The sequence below is a fragment of the Streptomyces aculeolatus genome (assembly GCF_020400605.1).
Taxonomy (GTDB): Bacteria; Actinomycetota; Actinomycetes; order Streptomycetales; family Streptomycetaceae; genus Streptomyces; species Streptomyces aculeolatus.
Genome location: NZ_JAINRD010000034.1, coordinates 34,809 through 53,634, shown reverse-complemented (window position 1 = coordinate 53,634; position 18,826 = coordinate 34,809). Strand labels below are relative to the sequence as shown.

Here is an 18,826-nt window from a genome sequence, read left to right as displayed (position 1 = left end):
ACGTTGTTCGCAGTGGAACGCGACGGCGCCACCGGGCGCGGTACTGAGGGGGCAGTGTGCGGGTCATCGCCGACAGGTACGAACTGGTGGCGTTCGTGGGCCGGGGCGGCATGGGGGAGGTCTGGGAGGGCCGGGACCGGGTCATCGGGCGCCGCGTCGCGGTCAAACTGCTGCCGGACCACCAACACGGGCCCAACGCCGACCTCTTCTTCCGCGAGGCGCGCACCGCGGGCGGCCTGAACCACCGCGGCGTCGTCACCGTCCACGACCTGGGGCGCGACCCGGGAGACGGCACGCTCTACCTCGTCATGGAGTTCGTGGCCGGGCGCGACGTCGCCGCCGTGCTGCGGGAGGACGGCCCGCCGCCGCCCGCGACGGGCGTCGAGTGGGCCGCCCAGACCACCGCCGCGCTGGCCGCCGCGCACGACGCGGGCGTGGTCCACCGGGATCTGAAACCCGCCAACCTCATGCTCACCGCCGGCGGCGAGGTGAAGATCCTCGATTTCGGCATCGCCCGCTTCATGGCCGCCACCGACAAGTCCAGCCAGGTCATGGGCACCCTCGCCTACATGCCCCCGGAGCGGTTCGCGCAGCACTCCGGCGATGCCCGCAGCGATCTCTACGCGATCGGCTGCATCCTGCACGAACTGCTCACCGGGCAGGTGCCGTTCGACGCGGACGACCCGGTGTCGCTGATGACCGCCCATCTGACCAGGGCGCCCGAGGCGCCGAGTGAGCGGCGCTCCGGGCTTCCGGTCGCCCTCGACGACCTGGTGCTGCGGCTGCTCGCGAAGGAACCGGCCGACCGCCCGCAGTCCGCGGCCTCGGTCCATGACGAACTGCGGGCTCTGGACCTGGCTTCGTTGCGGGCGAAGGACCCGGACCCGGCCCGGCCGAAGGCGACGTCCGCGCCCACCCCCACCCCCACCCCCACAGCCACGCCCACCGTCACGCCCACCGCCCCCGACGCACCCCCGGCCCCGGCCGACCGGCCCCCGCATGTGCCGCCGCCCCCCGGACAGCCGCCCGCGGCCCACCAGTTGCCGACGCGGACGGCCGCCCCTGCTGCACCCGGGAGCACCCGGGGTGCGGGGGGCGGTCCCGCCGCGCCGGGGCGCCGCCGTGCCCTGCTGTACGGCCTGGGCGGAGCGGTGGCGGTGGCGGCCGGCGGCACCGGGCTCGCACTCGCCCTGGCCACGGACGACGGTGACAAGGGGCCCGACGGGGGCGGCTCCGGCGCCACCGGGCCGGAGGCGGACGCCGCCCCGAAGCGCAAGGTCCGCCCGTGGCGCTACGACATCACCAGCGAGCCGCCGACCGCATGCGCGGTGGCCGACGGCGTCCTGTACGTCTCGGCCGACTTCAAGATCACCGCCCTGGACGCGCGCACCGGACAGAAGCGCTGGGAGGGCCCCAGGTTCTCCTTCCTCCCGGACCAGCCCGTGGCCGCCGACGGGACGGTGTACGTGGGCGGCGGCGAAGAACTGTGGGCGCTGGACGCGGACGGAAAGAAGAAGTGGACCTTCCCCACCGGTGACCGGATACGCAGCCGGCCGACCGTGGCCGGCGGAATCGCCGGAATCGTCTACTGCACGAGCATGGACACGAACGTGTACGCCGTGCACGCGGACGGAGGCCGGAAGGCCTGGAACTTTCCCTGTGGGGACGCGCTTTACTCCTCCCCGACGGTCGCCGACGGCACCGTGTACGTCGGCTGCGAAGGGAAGGACAACACCCTCTACGCGCTGGACGCGGCCAGCGGCGACCTGAAGTGGACCTTCCCCGCGGACAAGGGTTTCCCACAGGCGCCCGTCGTGTCCGGCGGCCTCGTGTACGCCGGTGCCGGCGACGGGAGGCTTTACGCGATCCACGCCGACGAAGGCACCGAGAAGTGGTCGGTCGAGGGGACCACCACGACGAACCAGACCCTCTACCTCGCGGACGACACGGTCTACGCAGCAGGTGACAACGGACGCGTCCATGCGTTCGACGCGTCGTCGGGTGACAAGAAGTGGACCAACGAGGGCATGCCGACGGTGAATCCCACGCAGCTCGCGGTGGCGGGGGGCCTCGTCTACTTCGGCGAGACCCTGAGCGACGTGGGCAGCATCCGGGCCCTCGACACCGGCGACGGCTCCGAGCGCTGGACCGCCTCGACCCTCTCCAGCCTGTCCCCGGGCAACCGGGAGAACGGCCCGGTCACGGCGTACGACTTCGTGTACATCACCAACGAGAAGGGCGTGGTGGCACTCGACGCGACCACGGGCGCGACCCCGGACCTGGGCCCGGCCTAGCGCCCGGGGAACTCCTCGCGCTTGACGGCGGCGACGAAGGCGTCCCAGGCGGCGGGGGTGAAGGCCAGGTGGGGCCCGTCGGGGTCCTTCGAGTCGCGCACGGGGACGGCGGTTGGGGTGGTGGCCACCTCGATGCAGTCGCCGCCGTTGTCGTGGCTGTAGCTGCTCTTACGCCAGGTCATGGCCATGCTGCCCGTATCCCTCCATGAACTCGCCGATCAGGGCGGCGGATTCGCGAGCCGACATGGCGTCAGCCCTGAGCACATCATAGGTCCGCAGGTGTTGCTCGAAGGCCGTTGGATTCCCGCTGAAGTACCCGCGGTCAAGCGCCTCTGCATAGGCCCATTTCTCGTCGTCGGGCAACGTGATCAGCGACATCGAGCCGCGCGGGCGGATGAGCTCCGGTCGGTCAGCGGGTGCCACCTGGATCAGGATGTTGGTCCGCTGACCTGCGGCGAGCAGGTGTTCGCACTGTTTGCGCATGACCTCCGGACCGCCGACGACGTTGCGCAGACAGCTCTCATCGATTACCGCGATGAACAACGGGCCCTCCGGCGAGAAAAACCTCTGCTGGCGGCTGAGCCTGGCTCGTACGCGTTCCTCGACCTTCTCCTCGTCTTCCGTGACGCGCGCGAACAGCGCGTGGGCGTACCGTTCGTTCTGGAGCAAGCCCGGCACGACGCCTTCCTGGTAGGCCCGTAACGCCACGCACTCCGCGTCCATCTGTGCTCGGCGTTCGAACCAATCCGGATGGGCGACGTCCGGGTACCAGTCGACCTTCAGCCACAGCCGCGCTAACAGTCCGTTACCACCCAGCACCTCGTCGCACTTCTCCGCGAACGTGTCCGGCGGGACGCTCGTCCCCGTCTCCACCCTCGCCACATACGACCGGTCGCACGGGATCTGCCTCGCCAGCTCCGCCTGCGTCATGCCTGCTGCCTCGCGCAGGTGCTTCAGCACGTCGCCGAACATCTCCGCCGTCGTACCGGTCGCGCGGTGGGTGGCGTTCCGTGGGGTCATGTCTGCCTCCCAGTTCAAGTCACGTCTGTCACGTGCCGGGCCTTGCTCTCGGCCGCTCCACTCCGAAAGCCTTTCACCACGCAGCGTAACCGAGCGCTACGACAATACAGCCGTAAATCCCAAAGTGTCACTGTAATTCTGGAGTTGGTGTGAATGGCCGAGCATGGAGCGTGCAGTACGGAGGGGATGGCGCGCGAGTGGTCGATGGGGTACGTGATGGGCTACCGGTCCGTGCCGATGGTCCGGGTGCACGTACGGCGGCAGTTGGCGCTCTGGGGGTGGCGCGGGGACGCGCACGACGCGGCGGTGGTGGTGTCGGAGCTGGTGACGAACGCGATCCAGTACGGACGGCGGATCGGGCGGCGGGTGTGGGTGCGGCTGGCCGTACGGGAGGACGGTTCGCTGGTGATCGACGTATCGGACCCGCAGGCGGCGCAGCCGCCGCGGATGCCGGATGGCTCGTTGCCGGGGCCGGAGGAGGAGCGGGGGAGGGGGTTGTTCCTGGCGCGGGGGCTGGGGGCAGAGCTGTCGTGGTTCCCGCGCGAGTTCGCGGGCAAGACGGTGCGGGCGACGCTGGAGCCGGGGCGGGGTCCGGTGGCGGGGGAGGCGGATGAAGTCGGGGGAACCCTGAGACTTCCGTAGGGGTGCGGCTGGCCCCTGGGTCGTAGATACGGGGCGGTGGGATTCCGCCCGCGGGCCGAGGCTTTCGGCAGGTGACCCGCGGCACGCTGGAAACATGAGCAGCGCTTCCATCGCCCCGCCGCGCGGGGCAGCAGACACCCGGCGGGCCACCGACGCCCCGCAGCCCGACAGCCCGCACATCGCGACGGTGGCCGCGCGTGCGACGAGGAACCACCTCAACACGGCGTGGCGGGCGGTCACCGCCTTCGGCGGCGCGGTGGTCTCGGTGGTCGTCCTGGGGGAGTACGCGGACCGCTGAGCGTGCACTGGAGCCTTTCACCGATCATCCTGCGGGACTACGGTGAGTGCCCGCATGCTTGCGGCGGCGGAGCGGAGGACCGGTGCGTTTCTGGAGACGACGCGAGTCCGAGCCGCCGGAGCGCTCGGATCCGCCTGGGCGTACGGACCGCCCGGGCCACCCGGACCCCGCCGCGCGGCCGGCTGTGGCCGAAGGCGACGACCCGGCCTGGCTCCGGCACTGCGCGGCCTGCGGCTCGCTCGCGGCAGGCGGGTACGTCTTCCACCTGCCGCACGGGCCGGAGGGGCTGTGCCACAGCAGCCGCGGTGTCGACTGCGCGAGGGAGCAGGTGACGGTACGCCGGGCCGTGGCCGAGACGGGCATGAGCGCCGAGGACCTCTTTACTGAGGTCTACGCGGCCATCGGCGATCCGGACAACGCCATGCGCGTCGAGGCCGCGAAGCGCCTGGGGATGGCGCCGCCGCTGCCCACGGGGGCGGAGTTCGACGAGGCGCGGACCGGGAGTGCGGCGGAGGCGCTGGAGACGGTCGTCGGGCAGGCGATCCCGGCGGTGCCGGTCATCGACGGGCCCAGGCTGAGGGCCGAATTCCGCAGCGTCGCGAGGGCGTGGTCGAGCAAGGGGCTGTGGAGCGGCACGGAGCAGGAGGCCGCCGGCATCCTCCGGGTCAATCTCGAACGGGACGTGCTCCGGGAGCGCTTCGAGTACTTCGCGATCGACGTGCTCGCGGATGCTTTCTGCGCGCAGGTGTCGACGGTCTACGACGGTGTGTTCTCGGGGTACCGGATCTGGCGGACCGCCGATCGCCTCCACCTCTGCGGAGGCGGGCAGGCGATCCTGGGCCACGGCTCGCCCGAGGCCCACGGCGGCCGGGCGGCGATGTGGCGGGAGCGGGGCCTGCTGCCCCGGCCGCACGCCGAGGCGGCGAGGGGGAAGAAGGCCCGTACCGGCCAGCTCCTGGACGAGCTGTTCGCCATCGGGGTCAGCCGCGGGTTCGTGCCGGGAGGCGAAGCGGACGCGCGGACGCGGGAGATCGGGGCCGAGCTGGACAGGATGGGCGGGCTGCGCAGCATGCTCGGGGCGCACGAGGTCGTGCGCGCGGAGCTGGACCGGACGCATGCCAGGCGCCTGGAGTTCGCCTGGGAGCGTATCGGACGGTGGCTCGGCTAGGTTCGCGCGTGCCGGCGAACGACGTCGATCGGTTTCGTCCGACTCCGGGGGAAGGTGACGGGGCGGCGTATCAACCCTGTGCGGCGCGCGCGAGGGCTGCGGCCGCCCGGCGGATGTTCTGCACGGTCCAGGGCGGGCAGTCCGCGGCGGCCTCGACCTCCGGCCGCGTACGCCACAGGACTTCGGACACCTCGGCGGGTGCGGCGGGGTGGGGGGTCGCGTCCGGCGGCAGGTGGGCGGCGAAGAGGACGTTGACGACGGGGTTGCCGGTGTCGGAGACGAAGAAGGTGCTCTCGGCGTAGTGCAGGGGGACGCCGGTGAGGTCGACGCCGACCTCCTCGGCCAGCTCGCGGCGGGCGGTCGCTTCCAGGATGTCGTCGGCGGAGGTGCCGGGGGCTGCTCCGGCGGGGGTTTCCGCCTTGCCGCCGGGTACGGCGAGGGTGCCGCCGGCGTGGCCGAGGTCGGGGTGGCGGACGATCAGGAGCCAGTGATCGCCGCGCAGAAGGGCGACACAGACGTTGACGACGTACATCTGCGAACTCTTTCCGCTATTGGACGGAAGGCTGGACGGGGGCGCGGCCGGCTGAGACCGACGGCGGTCTCCGGGTGGAGCCGACCGGCAGGAGCCCGGAGCGGGCACCGCGTCGGCGGGAAGACCCCCCGCTGCGACCGCAGCCCCCCAGCCCACGCCCCACAACACGCAACCCACAACCCGCAATTCGCCACCAGCACCCCACCTCCCCTCACACCCACCCAAGGGTAGGCGCCGGCTCTGACAACGCACCCGGGTCACCGGCGCGGTCGGCGGGCCTGTCGCCTACGCGGTCCGGATCGGAGGCCCGCGACGCCGGGCGGGTGGTCGGTACGTGCGGCGGGTCAGGCCCGGGTCACCGGCGCGGTTGGCGGGTCTGACGTGTGCGCGGGCCGGGTATGGGGGCCGGCTTCGGGCGGGCGGTGATACGTGGGGTGGCCCGGGTGCCGGGAGTTGCGGCGCGGGGAGGCGGCCCACCGGAGCCGGACCGGCCCGATCGCCGAGACGCCCCCCCCGCGCCGTGACGGGCCGGTGGAATGCGTGCCACCGGGAAAAGTTCGCGGCCTGCCGCCCTCGAAATCAGTGCAAATCGCCCATGGGGCCAGACTTTTGCCCCGTTGCGCCACCGTCCACCAGGTGCAGCCGTCGGCCCCCGGGCGGGCCGGACCGGCCGGAGGGCACGGTCGGGATCCCTGCGCGGGGGAGGGGCTCCCGGCGACCGGAGGACCGTGGGAGTCGAGGCCGGCCGCCGGGAGGTCTGCGGTGGGAGGGCAGGGCTCAGATCTGGCAGGCGCTGCTGCTGGTCTTGTGCGAGAGGATCACCTTGGCTTCGAAGAAGGTGGACTTGGATCCGTCGGCACCTCCGTCGGTGCAGCCGACGCGGTTGGAGTATCCGGCACGGCTGAAGTACGTCACCGACCCCATGGAGTTGGGCATGACGCGGACCGAGCGGACATTCGGAAGGTAGCTGGCCCACGAGCACTGCACGTCGCCGCCTTTCCAGTCTTTGTCGTCGGTCCGGGCCGGCCACGCGCACCGCTGGCCCTGGCCGCCGGTGCCGCTGTAGAAGCAGACGGAGTTCGACGGACAACTCCATGCCTTCGCGTCGGCGGCCGACGCCTGGGCCGGCACCGCCGGTCCGAGGGCGACGGCAAGGCCGACAGTGCCCAGGGCGGCAAGAATCTTTCGCATGACTTCTCCCGTTGTCGGATCCCGGTGTGCTCCCGTGCTGCTCAGGTGAGGTGGAAGGCGCCCGGGCGCGGTTGTTTCCCGTCGTGCTCGGTGGAGCAGTGGGCAGCCGCCTCGAAGCACACCGTTTCCGGGAAGACGTCGGTTTGCCGCGAATGCGAGGCGGATGGCTCGTATGCGAAGGACTCTAAGAGCACCGCGCACCGACTCGACAGTTGTCACCTTGCTCAGTGCGGCGCAGGTGACCGTGCACGGTGCTCATTGGGCGGAGCGCGGACCGCACGTGCCCGCGGGAACGGTGCCACGCGCTCACGGGCCCCGGGGTGTGTCGTCCATCCGCTGGTCTCCGTGGTCCACGGCGGTGTGTTCACGGGCTACCGGATCCGGCACGGCCCTCACGCGGTGGGATCCACGTTCCATTCCGCGGGCAGATCGCTGCCGCAGAAGACGCAGACGAAGTCGCCCTCACGCACGATGGCGCGCTCCTGGCAGCCGGGGCACCGCCGGAAGACGACCTCGTGGGTGAAGCCGGAAGGGTGCCGGAGCCCCGCGGCGTCCAGAGCACGGGCGACCTCCGCCCAGGAGCCGACGTCCGGACAGTACCCGGTGGACTGGTTGCTCACCTCGCTCACGGCCCACCCGTCCGCCTCGCGCACAAAGCTGATCTCACCGGCACCCAGCACCCTGTCCCCACCGGCACAGGCCACGTGCTCGCTCCGCCGCGGGGCCAGCCGCAGCACACCGTCCATACCGACGACGAAGGTGAACGGCTCGGCCGTCTCCGCCGGCGACTGCTCCACGATCCAGCCGCCGAAGTCAGCCGCCGAGCCGATACGACGCCCGCCCCCACCGGGCCGGACCGCGGCCTTCAGCTCCACGGGTCCGACGTACAGATAACCCCGCCCCGTCATGTCGGCCACGCAGAACCACCTCCGGCACGCGTTCTGAGGCCCTGACGGTAACGGGTGCCCGCGGGGCTCTCGGGCGGCGTACCCGACGCACATGGTGTGACTTCATGGTGGAAGATAGGGCGCCCCCCGACTTCCCGCCCCAGGAGTGGTCATGAGCGCCTTCACCCGTGAAATACGCAGATCCCGCCACAGAACCACCGGCTGTCTTGCCGCGGCCGTCTTAACCGTCGCCCTGGCCGGCTGCGGGACCAGGAGCAGCGCCGAGGAAATGCTCATCGACGAGGCGCTGGACGCCACCTTCGAAGAGGCGGACACACTGACGTCGACGAAGCGGATGTCGGCCGACGAGGTGGCCGTGATACGCACCGCCGTCACCGACGACACCGAGCGGTGCGATATGCGGATGGAGATGGGCGAGGTCCGCGCGGAGTTTCTGATAACCGACTCGGCAGCCTATTCACGCAGCAACAAGGTGGCCGTCCGGCTGGCTGCGTCCGAAGTCGAGGGTCTTCCGCCGGAGGCGATCGAGATGATGGGCGACCGCTGGGTGAAACGCAACCAGCTCACGTCCGACCTGGCGCGCAAGACCCTGTGCGATCGGACGGGGTTGCGAGACGAACTCGAAGACACCTTCCTCGCCCCGGAGAACCGCGGTGACGGGAAGGAGCAGGACGCGACCCTGAACGGGCGTCCGACCACCAAGATCACCTTTACGGGCGGACCGAAGCCGGTGGAGGTCCACGTCGCCGCCGAGGGCCCGCCGTACCTGCTGAAGATCACCGAACGCGGCGGTGTGGTGTGGACGTTCAGCGACTTCGACAAGCCGTACCGCACGAGCGCGCCCGCCGATGCGCTCGACGAGGAAGAGCTGCCGGAGAAGCTCCTGGCCGTCTTGATGTGACGTCCTCCTCTCCGTTCCAGCGACGGGGCCCGGAGGCTGCCTCGCCTCCGGGCCCCTGCCCTTGCGGGTCGCGTCGCGGTGATCGGAGGAGTATCACCCCCGTCGCGTCCCGCCGTCCGGCCTTACTCCGCGGCCTCCGCCGCCGTGCTGCGCTCCCGTACCTCGTCCGCGAACCTGCCCCGCTGGTTGCTCCTCGGGAACGGCTCGTCCGGGACCGGGACATCCAGGAAGTCGCACAGCGGCTCCCAGCCGTCGCTCACCCGGAACACCAGCAGCCGGTCCGCGGGGATCTCCTCCCGTACGGCCGCCTCGTGCTCCGCGAAGACCTTCAGCGCGTGCTCCTTGTCGGTGAACCGGCCGTCGAACACGCCGTCCCAGACGACCTCCAGCGACATGTCCCGCAGCCGCAGGAACCCCTCGCCCGCGTCGGGCGGGGGCGGGGCCACCGCGGTGGCGTGGATGCTGCCCGCCGCGCTCGCGTACCAGCTCTCCGGGGCGCGTACCGTCAGCACCACCTTCGCCTCCGGGAACGCCCCGGATATCTCCCGCCAGAAGCGGGCACCCGGCCAGTCCACCGTGGAGCGGTACTCCGCGTACACCCGGTGCCAGTCCACGGGCTCGCCGCGCGACGCCGCCTCCCACAGCGGGATCTGCTCCGGGTCCTCGAAGAGGCCCAGCATGTGGTGGCACGGGCCGAAGCCCAGCCGTTCCAGCGCCGTCTTGAGCGACAGCGTTCCCGTACGGCCGACTCCCGCGCCTATGACTTCCAGCATCGTCTTCTCCTTCCGGTCCCTGTTCCTACGTGCCGCGCAGCAGCAGCGCCCAGACCGTCGCGCCCGGTCCGCACGCCAGCACCACCCCGTGCTCCCCCCTCGCCAGCGGCTGCGTCTCCTGGAGCCGCCGCAGTACGCCCAGCACCGCCGGGGCCGCGGTGTTGCCGTACTCCCGCATCACTTCCCGTGCCGCCGCCATCGACTGCTCGGGCAGCTCCAGTGCCTCGTCCACGCGGTCGAGAATGCGCCGCCCGCCCGGGTGGACGGCCCACCACCCGACATCGGCCCAGCGCACCCGGTGCCGGGCGAGCAGGGCCCGCGCGGGTATCGCCACCGACGAGGCGACGACGTCCGGCATCGACGGCTTGAGCCTGATGCGCAACCCGCTGTCGCCCATGTGGACTTGCAGGTCCTCCGCGTACGCGGGCGCCGTGAGCTGTTCCGAGTCGACGACAGCGACACCCGGCCGAGCCGGGTCACCGCCCGGCCCCGGCCGCTCCTCCGGCAGCAGCACCACCGCCCCCGCCCCGTCCCCGAACAGCGTGAGGACCACGGCCTGTTCCTTGTCGTACGGCGGCGGCTGCACATGCGGCGAGAAGAGGTCCACCGCCAGCAGCACCGCCGGGCGCCGCTTGGCCGCGACCCAGTGCGCGCACGCGGACACCGCCGGCACCGCCGCGTAGCAGCCCATCGGGCCGAGCGACAGCATCTCCACGTCCGCGCGCAGCCCCAGTTCGGGGGCGAGAGCGTCGAGGCCGGGGGCGGAGTGGGTCGTGGTGGTGACGGTGGCGAACAGCCCCACCTCCTCGGGGCGCAGGCCGGCCTCGGCGAGCGCCGCGGTGACGGCGTCGCGGCCGAGGCGGCGGGCCTCGGCGAGGCTGCGGTCCATCCGCCGGCGCGTGGTCCAGCGGCGGGGGTCTTCCAGCAGGGCATTGACGGCCATGCCCTTGGTGGTGATCGCCGAGTTCCGGATGACCTGGGCGACCGTGTCGCCTCCGGGGTCGGCGGCGACGAGGTTGGCGAACTCTTCCATCTTGACCAGCGGTGGGGATCGGAAAGTGACAGCCACGATCCGCGCTTCGGACATGGTGTTCTCCTGACTCTGCAAGGCGTCGGCAGTCGGCAGTCGCGCAGCCTTCTGTCAGTGCTGGGCGGCCCCTTCTCAGGGGGCGGTGGCCTCGACGGCCTCGACCTCCGAGGACCCGATGACCCGCCCGCGCCCGTCGAGCGCCTGCACCTTCACGTACGCGATGTCCCGGGCCTCCGGCGGGAGTCGCACCTCGGTGTCGAGTCCGTCCCACCCCGCACGCGCTACGGGCCGCAGCCCCGACTCCGTCCCGCCGCCGAGGACGCGCCAGCCCCTGACCTCGGTGGCCCCGTTCCACACTGCGTCGACCGCGGTGACGGTGTCGTTCACCTCGACGTCGGGTGCGGTGTCCGGGGTGCTCTTCCAGGGGGCGCGATAGCCCCTGTAACTACTGATGTCCTTCGGCAGCGTGCCGTCGAAGACGAGCCGGCCCGAGGGCGCGAACTCCGAGATGCGGCCCGACGGCGAGCCCCAGCTCACGAACGTGTTGCCGTTGGGCAGCGCCTGGCTGTTGCCCTCCAGGCCGGTCGTCAGCCGGTCCGGGTGGACCTGCTGGCGTACCAGCTCCGCGGTCATCCGCCGCTCGTCGATACGCAGCCACGCGACCCGCGACTCGTAGCCGGGGCTGCCCATGTTCTGGTTGTCGAAGACGCGGTACGTGTCCTCGCCGGCCGGCTCGATGTTGTGCTGGCCGATCGTGCGGGCGCCGGCGCCCAGGCGGAAGTCGCTGCGCTTGCCGCCGAGCCGCCAGATGACCTCGCCGGTCTCGCGGTCGACCTTGTAGATGGTGCTGGTCTCGCGGCCGGAGAAGAGGAGGTTGCCGTCACTGTCGAGGCTGACTGCGTTGAGGTGCATGTACGGAAAGGGGCCCGGCATGCCGGCGTCGAAGCGGCGGTCGGAGTCGGTGATCGGGATGTGGTCGAGGCTGTGCCAGTCCATGACCTTCTCGCCGGTGGCGATGTCGATCTCCTGCACGACGTAGTCGAGGACTTGACCGTCTTTGGGGCCGCCGACCGGGGTGAGGTCGTACGGCTCGTCGCGGTAGCTGAGGATCAGGGCCGTGCCGTCGGGGGTGAGGCGGAACTCGTGGAAGTCGGTGCGCTCGCCGGCGTCGGGCGTGCTGACGGTGGCGATGATCTCGTAGTTCTCGTCGGCGATGTAGCCGGTGCCCGAGCCCGTGCCGGTGGGGGAGCTTTCGCCCTCCCACCAGGTGAGGACCTTCTGGCCGCGGTACTCCTGGACCTGGAAGTCGGCGGCGACGAAGCCCTCGGGGATCCGGTGGTACCAGACCGGGCGGCCGCGGTCGTCGACGATCTGAGGGCCGCGGGGCGTCTCGTGGCGGCCCTGCGGGGTGAGGAAGAGCAGGCCGGGGGCCATGCCCTGGCCGCGCTTGAGCACGTCGAGACCGGGCGGGGCCTCGCCGTCGACGGCGGCGGCCTGGTCGGCGTCGCCGCCGGGGGCCGCGTCGCTGCCGGGGGCCGCGGCGCCGCCCCGGGCAGTAGTGGCGCCCGGGGCACCGGTGGCCGGAGCAGCGGCGCCCGCGGTGGCCGGGGCCGCCGCCGTGAGCGTGGCCGCCGTTACTCCGCAGAGCACCATCGCGGTGTACGTACGCGCTAGGTGTGGACGGGTCATCCGTAGGTCTCCTGTCGGAGGTGGAGGGTCCGGAACACCGGCCGGCCGGCGTACGGCGACGTGGTGGGCCGCAGGGCCACTTGACCGGCGATCTTGCTCAAACGTTGTAACAAGCGTGCGGTTACAGCGTGGTGACGCCGGAAGGGCTTGCTGACCAGCGCCGTCGAGCAGTTGGACGCCGCGGCGGAACCTCCGGAAGACCGCACGATGCCGCCCTGCTCAGGGCGGACATCTCTTGTCACAGGTGTGCTGCAAACGGTCTTCTGGGTGTGCTGGTGTGGTGAGGAAACTCCCTATAGTGTCGGCGACTTGAGCACCCGTGAGCACGCCGCTCACTCGGGGAGCACGTTGCTCAACCCGGCGCACACACCCGACCTGGGACAGGCCACCTGCCCGGAGGAGCCCGTCGATGACCGCGCACCAGGATGCAGCCCCGCCCCGGGCCTCGCGTTCCCGACTGCCCGCACCCCTGTCGGCCCTGTTCGTCAGCGTGCCCGCGACCGCCGTCGCGGTACTGGCCGCGGCGGTCATGGGACCCGACGACCACACCAAGCAGATCGTCTACGGGGGTGGCGCCGCCGCCGTCCTGCTGTGCATAGCCGTCGCCGCCGCCGCCGGCTACCGAGCCAAGGCCGCCCGCGCCGACGAGCGCGCCGCCGCCGCGGCCGGCGCCGCCGCCGTCTTCGCCGACCGCGTCGTACCCGAGGTGCTGCGGAAGATCAGCGCGGGTGCGCCCGTCGACGAGGCGCTCGCCGCCGCCCCGCAGTTGGACAGCCAGGCGTACCGGCGAGTCGTCCAGCAGGTCGCCGAGGAGGCGCGGCGCAGCGAGAACCGCCGCGCCGCCGCCATGGCCTCCTGCGCCAACGCCGCCGGGCGGATGCAGGCCATCACCACCAGCATGCTCGCCGACCTGCGCGACATGGAGCACCGGCACGGCGACGCCGACGTCCTCGGCGACCTCCTCCACCTCGACCACCGCACCGCGCAGGCCGGCCGCGTCGCCGACAGCATCGCGGTGCTGAGCGGCGCCCGCTCCGGCCGCCGCTGGGCGAAGCCGATCGCGATGGAATCCATCCTGCGCGGCGCCATGGGCCGGATCGCCGGCTACCAGCGGGTGCGGCTGCGGGCCGTCTCCGAGGTGGCCGTCGCAGGACACGCCGCCGAGGGTGTCATGCACGCGCTCGCCGAACTCCTCGACAACGCCTGCAACTTCTCGCCGCCCACCACCGAGGTGCACGTCTACGTCTCGGAGGTGCCGGCCGGCGCCGTCGTCACCATCGAGGACAGCGGCCTGATGATGAGCGAGGCCGCGCAGCGGCGCGCGGAGCGCGCCGTCTCGGGCACCGCCACCGACCTGTCGACGCTGACCGGCACCCGGCTCGGCCTGCCCGTCGTCGGGCACCTGGCGCAGAAGCACGGGCTGACCGTCTCGTTCCGGCCCTCCGCCATCGGCGGTACGGGCGTGGTGCTGATGATCCCGCAGGAACTGATCTCCCGCGCCCGGCCGAGCGAGCCCGTGCGCCGCCCAGGCCTGCCGATGCCCGAGGAGGACACCGGCAGCACGCCGCTCCCGGCCCCGCTGCCGCGGCAGCGGGACGTGGCGTCCGGCGAGGACGCCGACCAGCGGGCCGCGGACGGGCAGGCGGGTGACGGCGAGCACGACCCGTTCGCGCTGGCTGCGCTGCCGCGGCGGCGCCGCGGACGCACACTCGCCGGGGCGCACCCGGGCGGAATGCCGGAGGACGGCGCGCCCTCCGGTACGGGCACGGGCGCCGCGGGTACGGGCACGGGCGGCCCCGGTGCCGCCGGTGCCGCCGGTGACGACACCGGGTCGCACCGCCGGCTCGAACCTGCCGGCTCCGCCGCCCGGTTCGGCGCCTTCCGGCGCGCGATGACCGGCCAGGAGCGCGGCACGGACCCCGCGGGCACCGCGGGTACCACCGACACCGCAGGCACCACCGACACCGCGGACGGCACGGGTACCGCGGGCACCACCACCGACGCCGCCGACGGCACGAGCACCGCGGACAGCACCGGCACCGGCACCGGCACCGCAGGCTCAGCCAAGAGCACCGCAAGCACCCCCGGCACCCGCGCCGCCGTCAACGGCCGCAAGCGCGGCGCCGGCCGGCCCGGCGGCGGACGGGACGCAGACCGCGTACCCGACCGGCCCGGCGCGTCCGTACAAGAAGAGCAACCCGCGGCAGAACGCGAGGAAACCGCGGCGCCCGACGACGGCCCCGACTCCTCCGCCGCACCGCCCGCACCCCCCGCACGCAATGCCGCATCACCTTCGGAGGACGACAGATGACCCAATCCCCCGCCGAGGCCACCGGGCTGACCTGGCTGCTGGAGGGGTTGCTGGAGCGCACGCCCGGCGCCAGGCACGCCCTCGTCCTCTCCCGCGACGGGCTCAAGCTCTGCCACACCCCCGAGCTCTCCGAGGACAGCGCCGACCAGCTCGCCGCCATCTCGGCCGGCATCCAGAGCCTGTCGCACGGCGCGTCCGTCGAGTTCGGGGACGGCAGCGGCGGCGTACGGCAGTCGATGACCGAGTTCTACGGCGGCATCCTGTTCATCGCCGAGGCCGGTTCCGGCAGCCATGTCGCCGTGATCGCCGCGGAGACGTCGGACCCCGGGCTCGTCGGGCACAACATGCTGGAGCTGGTCGAGCAGCTCGGCGACCACCTCAGTGCGCCGGCGCGCGGGCCGGTGCCCGCGGCCGAAGGGGCTGCGGCGGAATGAGCCGCGCCGGCCGGGACGACGATCCGGACCGGCTGTACACCCTGACAGGGGGGCGCAGCCGGCCCGCCACCGACGAGTTCGACCTCGTCACCCTGGTGGTCGCCGAGTGCGAGCCGACGCCGGGCATGCAGTCCGAGCACGCCGCGATCCTGCGCATCTGCCGGACCCCGACCGCCGTCGTGGAGCTGTCCGCCGACCTCGGACTGCCCGTCGGGATCACGAAGATCCTGCTGTCCGACCTGCTGGCCGCCGGCCGGATCACCGCGCGCCATCCGCGGTACGCGCCCCCGCGCACGCCGGGCGGCGTCCGGTTCGCCGATCCCGAGACTCTGGAGAAGGTGCTCGTTGGACTCCGCCACCTCTGACACGCGCGCGACCTCCGCGCCGCCGGCCGGCGCGGCCGAGCGGGTGCCCCTGGCCCGTACGGCCGACAACGGGCTGAAGATCGTCGTCGTCGGCGGCTTCGGCGTCGGCAAGACCACCATGGTCCGCTCCGTCAGCGACATCCGGCCGCTGAACACCGAGGAGACCATGACCCTGGCCGGCCGCGGCATCGACGACCGCAGCGCCGTGCCCGGCAAGACCGCCACGACCGTCGCCTTCGACTTCGGGCGGATCAGCCTCGACGCGCACACCGTGCTGTATCTCTTCGGGGCGCCGGGCCAGGAGCGGTTCTGGTTCCTGTGGGACCGGCTGTTCTCCGGGACGCTCGGCGCGATCGTGCTCGTCGACCACCGCAGGCTCGCCGACTCCTGGTACGCCATCGACCGGCTGGAGCACCACGGCACCCCGTTCATCGTCGCCCGCAACGACTTCGGCGGCCCGCCGTACACCAGCGCCGAGGTGCGCGACGCGCTCGACCTCGACCCGCACGTCCCGCTGGTCGACTGCGACGCGCGGTCCCGCGAGTCCAGCAAGGGCGTGCTGATCGCCCTCGTCGAGCACTTGCAGCGCCTCGCCGCCGCCACCGCCCCCACCGCACCGGAGACCGCGACATGACCCCGACTCCCGACGACCAGGCCGTACATGAGGGGAGCGGCGCGGAGGCGCCGGGCGACGCCGCAACGCCCCCCGCCGGCTGCCCCGCGCACGCCGGTGCCGCCGGGGCCGTACCGCTCAGCGGCCCCCGCTTCCACACCGACCCGCGCGACCTCTACCGCGAGATGCGCCGCGACCACGGGCCCGTCGTCCCCGTCGAGCTGCCCGGCGACATCCCCGCCTGGCTCGTCATCGGCTACCGCGAGCTGCACCAGGTCACGTCCGACCCCGACCTGTTCCCGCGGGATCGCGGGCTGTGGAACCAGTGGGAGAAGATCCCGCCCGACTGGCCGCTGCTGCCGATGGTCGGCCAGGTCATGCCGTCCATCCACTTCACCGCCACCGCCGCCGACCACCGCCGGCACGCCGTCATGGTCGGCGCCGCGCTGGAGAGCGTCGACCCCTTCGACCTGCGCCGGCACTGCGAGCAGCTCGCCGACCGGCTCATCGACTCCTTCTGCTCCCGCGGCAGCGCCGAACTCGTCGGCGACTACGCCGCCCCCCTGCCCGTGCTCGTACTCGCCCGGCTCATCGGCTTCCCCGACGCCGAGGGGCGGCAGCTCGCGCAGGTGCTCAACGAGCTGGCGGACGGCGGGCCCGGGGCGCTCAAGGCGTACGAGACGTTCGTCGACCACATGACGCGGCTGGTGGCCGAGAAGCGGCTCGCGCCGGGCCAGGACGTCGCCTCGCGGATGCTGGCCGACCCCATGCACTTCACCGACGAAGAGGTCATGCTCGACCTCAAGGACACCACCGCAGCCGGCTTCCTGCCCACCGCCGACTGGATCGGCAACTCCATCCGGCTCATGCTCACCGACGACCGCTTCGCCGCCGCCCTCGGCGGCGGGCGGCACAGCGTCGGCCAGGCCATGAACGAGGTGCTGTGGGAGGACACCCCGACGCAGATCCTCGTCGGCCGCTGGGCCGCCCGCGACACCCAGCTCGGCGGGCGCCCCGTCGGCGCCGGCGACCTGCTGCTCCTCGGCCTCGCCGCCGCCAACGACGACCCGCAGATCCAGCAGGCGCTGGGGGGCACGGACGGCATGGGCGGCGGGTACGCGTACGGCGGGGGCGTACCGGCGCAGGCGGGCAACAGCGCCCACTTCGCCTTCAGCTACGGCGACTTCCGCTGCCCCTTCCCGGCCCAGGAGATCGCCGAGATCATCGCCAGGACCGGCCTTGAGGTGCTCCTCGACCGGCTGCCCGACCTGGACCTCTCCGTGCCGGCCCACACGCTGGTGCGGCGGCCGTCCGCGTTCCTGCGCGGCATGACGGCCCTGCCGGTCACCTTCACCCCCGTACGTGCCGCAGGAGGCCACCCGTGAACTGCCCGCACGCCGCCGGCTCCGCCGCCGCCCCGACCGGCCCCGGGGGCGCCCTCCCCGAGCCGCTGGCCATCGACCCGCTCGTACGCGACCTCGCGGGCGAGACCGCGCACCTGTGCGCCGCCGCCCCGCTCACCCGGATCGAGCTGCTGGGCGCGCCCGCGTGGACCGTCACGCGGCACGCGGAGGCGCGGCAGCTGCTCACCGACGCCCGGCTGGTCAAGGACATCGGCGCCTGGCGGCTGTGGCAGAGCGGCGAGGTCACCGCGGAGTGGCCGCTGATCGGGATGGTCAACCCGGGCCGGTCGATGTTCACGGTCGACGGCGCCGAGCACCGGCGGCTGCGTACCAAGACCGCGCAGGCCATCACCCCGCGGCGGCTCGACGCGCTGCGGCCGGTGGTCGAGCGGGTGACGGCCGAGCTGCTGGACTCCCTGGCGGCCGCGGCGGCCGGGGGCGACGGGGTCGTCGACCTCAAGGAGGTCTTCGCGCAGCCGCTGCCGATGCGGGTGGTGTGCGCGCTCATGGGCGTCGCGGAATCGGAGATACCGCGGCAGATGCGGCTGTGGAAGGCCTTCTTCTCCATGCTCACGCCGCAGGACGAGCGGCTCGCGGTGATGGCGGAGCTGGACCGCGTGTTCACGGACATGGTGCGGCACAAGACCGCCGAGCCCACCGACGACCTCACGAGCGCGCTGATCCTCGCCGACGAGGGCGGTGAGCCGCTGACCGAGGAAGAGGTCGTCGGCAACCTGAAGTCGATGATCGCCGCCGGGCACGAGACCACGATCACCCTCCTGCTCACCACCGTGCGCGGCCTGCTCACCCACCCCGAGCAGCTCGCCATGGTGCGCGAGGGCCAGGTGACGTGGGAGACCGCGATCGAGGAGGCGCTGCGCTACGACCCGCCCGTGACGCACCTGCTGATGCGGTTCGCCACGGAGGACATCGAGATCGCCGGCACGGTGATCGAGAAGGGCGAGGGCGTCGTCATCTCGTACCGCGCGATCGGGCGGGACGCCGGGCACCACGGGGCGGACGTGGACGCCTTCGACGTGGCCCGGCCGACGCCGATCCGGCACATGACCTTCGGGCACGGGCCGCACATCTGCCCCGGCGCGGCGCTGTCGCGGCTGGAGGCGGCGGTGGCGCTGCCGGCGCTGTTCGCCCGGTTCCCGGGGCTGCGGCCGGCGGTGCCGGTGGCGGAGATCCGCAACCTGCCGGTGCTGACGCAGAACGACCTGGAGTCCTTCCCGGTACGGCTCACCTGAC

General features: G+C 72.5%; 19 protein-coding genes. 11 read left to right on the top strand and 8 right to left on the bottom strand.

Going from position 1 to position 18,826, the window contains the following annotated elements; genetic code table 11:
* Positions 1-56 precede the first annotated feature (56 nt).
* Positions 57-2,294, top strand: coding sequence for a protein kinase domain-containing protein (locus LG396_RS36080; RefSeq protein WP_225797945.1), 2,238 nt, complete (start codon positions 57-59; stop codon positions 2,292-2,294).
* Here the strand turns inward: LG396_RS36080 and LG396_RS36075 are convergent.
* Positions 2,291-2,482: a DUF397 domain-containing protein gene (locus LG396_RS36075; RefSeq protein WP_225797944.1), complete on the bottom strand. Its 192-nt coding sequence runs from the start codon at positions 2,480-2,482 to the stop codon at positions 2,291-2,293. The genes LG396_RS36080 and LG396_RS36075 overlap by 4 nt on opposite strands.
* Positions 2,463-3,314, bottom strand: coding sequence for a helix-turn-helix domain-containing protein (locus tag LG396_RS36070; protein ID WP_372483631.1), 852 nt, complete (start codon positions 3,312-3,314; stop codon positions 2,463-2,465). Before LG396_RS36070 ends, LG396_RS36075 begins: the two co-directional genes overlap by 20 nt.
* A gap of 153 nt (positions 3,315-3,467) precedes the next feature.
* Here LG396_RS36070 and LG396_RS39515 point away from each other — a divergent pair, with 153 nt between their 5' ends.
* From LG396_RS39515 to LG396_RS36050, 3 genes are all read left to right on the top strand, one after another.
* Positions 3,468-3,956 (top strand): ATP-binding protein, encoded by a 489-nt coding sequence (locus LG396_RS39515; RefSeq protein WP_263980014.1) that lies wholly within the window; start codon positions 3,468-3,470, stop codon positions 3,954-3,956.
* Positions 3,957-4,050: 94 nt separating this feature from the next.
* On the top strand, positions 4,051-4,254 hold the full coding sequence (locus LG396_RS36055) for a hypothetical protein (RefSeq protein WP_037744068.1): 204 nt from the start codon (positions 4,051-4,053) through the stop codon (positions 4,252-4,254).
* Positions 4,255-4,336: 82 nt separating this feature from the next.
* Complete coding sequence (locus LG396_RS36050; protein WP_225797943.1) at positions 4,337-5,422, top strand: hypothetical protein; 1,086 nt, start codon at positions 4,337-4,339, stop codon at positions 5,420-5,422.
* Between the two features lie 70 nt (positions 5,423-5,492).
* Here the strand turns inward: LG396_RS36050 and LG396_RS36045 are convergent, their stop codons facing one another.
* From LG396_RS36045 to LG396_RS36035, 3 genes are all read right to left on the bottom strand, one after another.
* The gene (locus LG396_RS36045) at positions 5,493-5,954 is read right to left on the bottom strand and encodes an NUDIX hydrolase (RefSeq protein ID WP_225797942.1); all 462 of its coding nucleotides are present in this window, start codon (positions 5,952-5,954) and stop codon (positions 5,493-5,495) included.
* Positions 5,955-6,731: 777 nt separating this feature from the next.
* Positions 6,732-7,145 carry a peptidase inhibitor family I36 protein gene (locus LG396_RS36040; protein WP_225797941.1) on the bottom strand — a complete coding sequence of 138 codons (414 nt, stop codon included), beginning with the start codon at positions 7,143-7,145 and terminating at the stop codon, positions 6,732-6,734.
* Between the two features lie 392 nt (positions 7,146-7,537).
* A complete protein-coding gene (locus tag LG396_RS36035; protein ID WP_225797957.1) occupies positions 7,538-8,053 on the bottom strand; it encodes a hypothetical protein in 516 nt (171 codons plus the stop codon).
* 151 nt (positions 8,054-8,204) lie between these two features.
* Here LG396_RS36035 and LG396_RS36030 point away from each other — a divergent pair, with 151 nt between their 5' ends.
* Positions 8,205-8,954, top strand: coding sequence for a hypothetical protein (locus LG396_RS36030; protein ID WP_225797940.1), 750 nt, complete (start codon positions 8,205-8,207; stop codon positions 8,952-8,954).
* A 122-nt stretch (positions 8,955-9,076) separates the two neighbouring features.
* Here LG396_RS36030 and LG396_RS36025 read toward each other — a convergent pair whose 3' ends face one another.
* From LG396_RS36025 to LG396_RS36015, 3 genes are all read right to left on the bottom strand, one after another.
* Positions 9,077-9,727 carry a sulfotransferase family protein gene (locus LG396_RS36025; RefSeq protein WP_225797939.1) on the bottom strand — a complete coding sequence of 217 codons (651 nt, stop codon included), beginning with the start codon at positions 9,725-9,727 and terminating at the stop codon, positions 9,077-9,079.
* A 25-nt stretch (positions 9,728-9,752) separates the two neighbouring features.
* Complete coding sequence (locus LG396_RS36020; RefSeq protein WP_225797938.1) at positions 9,753-10,814, bottom strand: type III polyketide synthase; 1,062 nt, start codon at positions 10,812-10,814, stop codon at positions 9,753-9,755.
* A gap of 75 nt (positions 10,815-10,889) precedes the next feature.
* Positions 10,890-12,446 carry an arylsulfotransferase family protein gene (locus LG396_RS36015; RefSeq protein ID WP_225797937.1) on the bottom strand — a complete coding sequence of 519 codons (1,557 nt, stop codon included), beginning with the start codon at positions 12,444-12,446 and terminating at the stop codon, positions 10,890-10,892.
* Positions 12,447-12,855: 409 nt separating this feature from the next.
* Between LG396_RS36015 and LG396_RS36010 the strand changes: the two genes are divergently transcribed.
* From LG396_RS36010 to LG396_RS35985, 6 genes are read left to right on the top strand one after another with little or no spacing between them, the layout of a single operon-like run.
* The gene (locus LG396_RS36010) at positions 12,856-14,757 is read left to right on the top strand and encodes an ATP-binding protein (protein ID WP_225797936.1); all 1,902 of its coding nucleotides are present in this window, start codon (positions 12,856-12,858) and stop codon (positions 14,755-14,757) included.
* Positions 14,754-15,191: a roadblock/LC7 domain-containing protein gene (locus tag LG396_RS36005; RefSeq protein WP_037744083.1), complete on the top strand. Its 438-nt coding sequence runs from the start codon at positions 14,754-14,756 to the stop codon at positions 15,189-15,191. The genes LG396_RS36010 and LG396_RS36005 overlap by 4 nt, the downstream gene beginning before the upstream one ends.
* Positions 15,188-15,556: a DUF742 domain-containing protein gene (locus LG396_RS36000; protein WP_018839691.1), complete on the top strand. Its 369-nt coding sequence runs from the start codon at positions 15,188-15,190 to the stop codon at positions 15,554-15,556. Before LG396_RS36005 ends, LG396_RS36000 begins: the two co-directional genes overlap by 4 nt.
* Entirely contained in the window at positions 15,537-16,190 is a 654-nt protein-coding gene (locus LG396_RS35995; protein WP_225797935.1) for a GTP-binding protein, read from the top strand. The genes LG396_RS36000 and LG396_RS35995 overlap by 20 nt, the downstream gene beginning before the upstream one ends.
* Positions 16,187-17,554, top strand: a complete 1,368-nt coding sequence (locus tag LG396_RS35990; protein WP_225797934.1) for a cytochrome P450 family protein — start codon at positions 16,187-16,189, stop codon at positions 17,552-17,554. Before LG396_RS35995 ends, LG396_RS35990 begins: the two co-directional genes overlap by 4 nt.
* Positions 17,551-18,825: a cytochrome P450 family protein gene (locus tag LG396_RS35985; protein ID WP_225797933.1), complete on the top strand. Its 1,275-nt coding sequence runs from the start codon at positions 17,551-17,553 to the stop codon at positions 18,823-18,825. The genes LG396_RS35990 and LG396_RS35985 overlap by 4 nt, the downstream gene beginning before the upstream one ends.
* The last annotated feature ends 1 nt before the right edge of the window (position 18,826 follow it).

Excerpts from the sequence above, each read along its gene's own strand:
- LG396_RS39515 (WP_263980014.1), top strand. The coding sequence starts at position 3,468 with ATGGCCGAGCATGGAGCGTGCAGTACGGAGGGGATGGCGCGCGAGTGG.
- LG396_RS36035 (WP_225797957.1), bottom strand. The coding sequence starts at position 8,053 with ATGACGGGGCGGGGTTATCTGTACGTCGGACCCGTGGAGCTGAAGGCC.
- LG396_RS36040 (WP_225797941.1), bottom strand. The coding sequence starts at position 7,145 with ATGCGAAAGATTCTTGCCGCCCTGGGCACTGTCGGCCTTGCCGTCGCC.
- LG396_RS36070 (WP_372483631.1), bottom strand. The coding sequence starts at position 3,314 with ATGACCCCACGGAACGCCACCCACCGCGCGACCGGTACGACGGCGGAG.
- LG396_RS36000 (WP_018839691.1), top strand. The coding sequence starts at position 15,188 with ATGAGCCGCGCCGGCCGGGACGACGATCCGGACCGGCTGTACACCCTG.
- LG396_RS36015 (WP_225797937.1), bottom strand. The coding sequence starts at position 12,446 with ATGACCCGTCCACACCTAGCGCGTACGTACACCGCGATGGTGCTCTGC.
- LG396_RS36020 (WP_225797938.1), bottom strand. The coding sequence starts at position 10,814 with ATGTCCGAAGCGCGGATCGTGGCTGTCACTTTCCGATCCCCACCGCTG.
- LG396_RS36010 (WP_225797936.1), top strand. The coding sequence starts at position 12,856 with ATGACCGCGCACCAGGATGCAGCCCCGCCCCGGGCCTCGCGTTCCCGA.
- LG396_RS36025 (WP_225797939.1), bottom strand. The coding sequence starts at position 9,727 with ATGCTGGAAGTCATAGGCGCGGGAGTCGGCCGTACGGGAACGCTGTCG.
- LG396_RS36075 (WP_225797944.1), bottom strand. The coding sequence starts at position 2,482 with ATGGCCATGACCTGGCGTAAGAGCAGCTACAGCCACGACAACGGCGGC.
- LG396_RS36030 (WP_225797940.1), top strand. The coding sequence starts at position 8,205 with ATGAGCGCCTTCACCCGTGAAATACGCAGATCCCGCCACAGAACCACC.
- LG396_RS36055 (WP_037744068.1), top strand. The coding sequence starts at position 4,051 with ATGAGCAGCGCTTCCATCGCCCCGCCGCGCGGGGCAGCAGACACCCGG.
- LG396_RS36005 (WP_037744083.1), top strand. The coding sequence starts at position 14,754 with ATGACCCAATCCCCCGCCGAGGCCACCGGGCTGACCTGGCTGCTGGAG.
- LG396_RS36045 (WP_225797942.1), bottom strand. The coding sequence starts at position 5,954 with ATGTACGTCGTCAACGTCTGTGTCGCCCTTCTGCGCGGCGATCACTGG.
- LG396_RS35990 (WP_225797934.1), top strand. The coding sequence starts at position 16,187 with ATGACCCCGACTCCCGACGACCAGGCCGTACATGAGGGGAGCGGCGCG.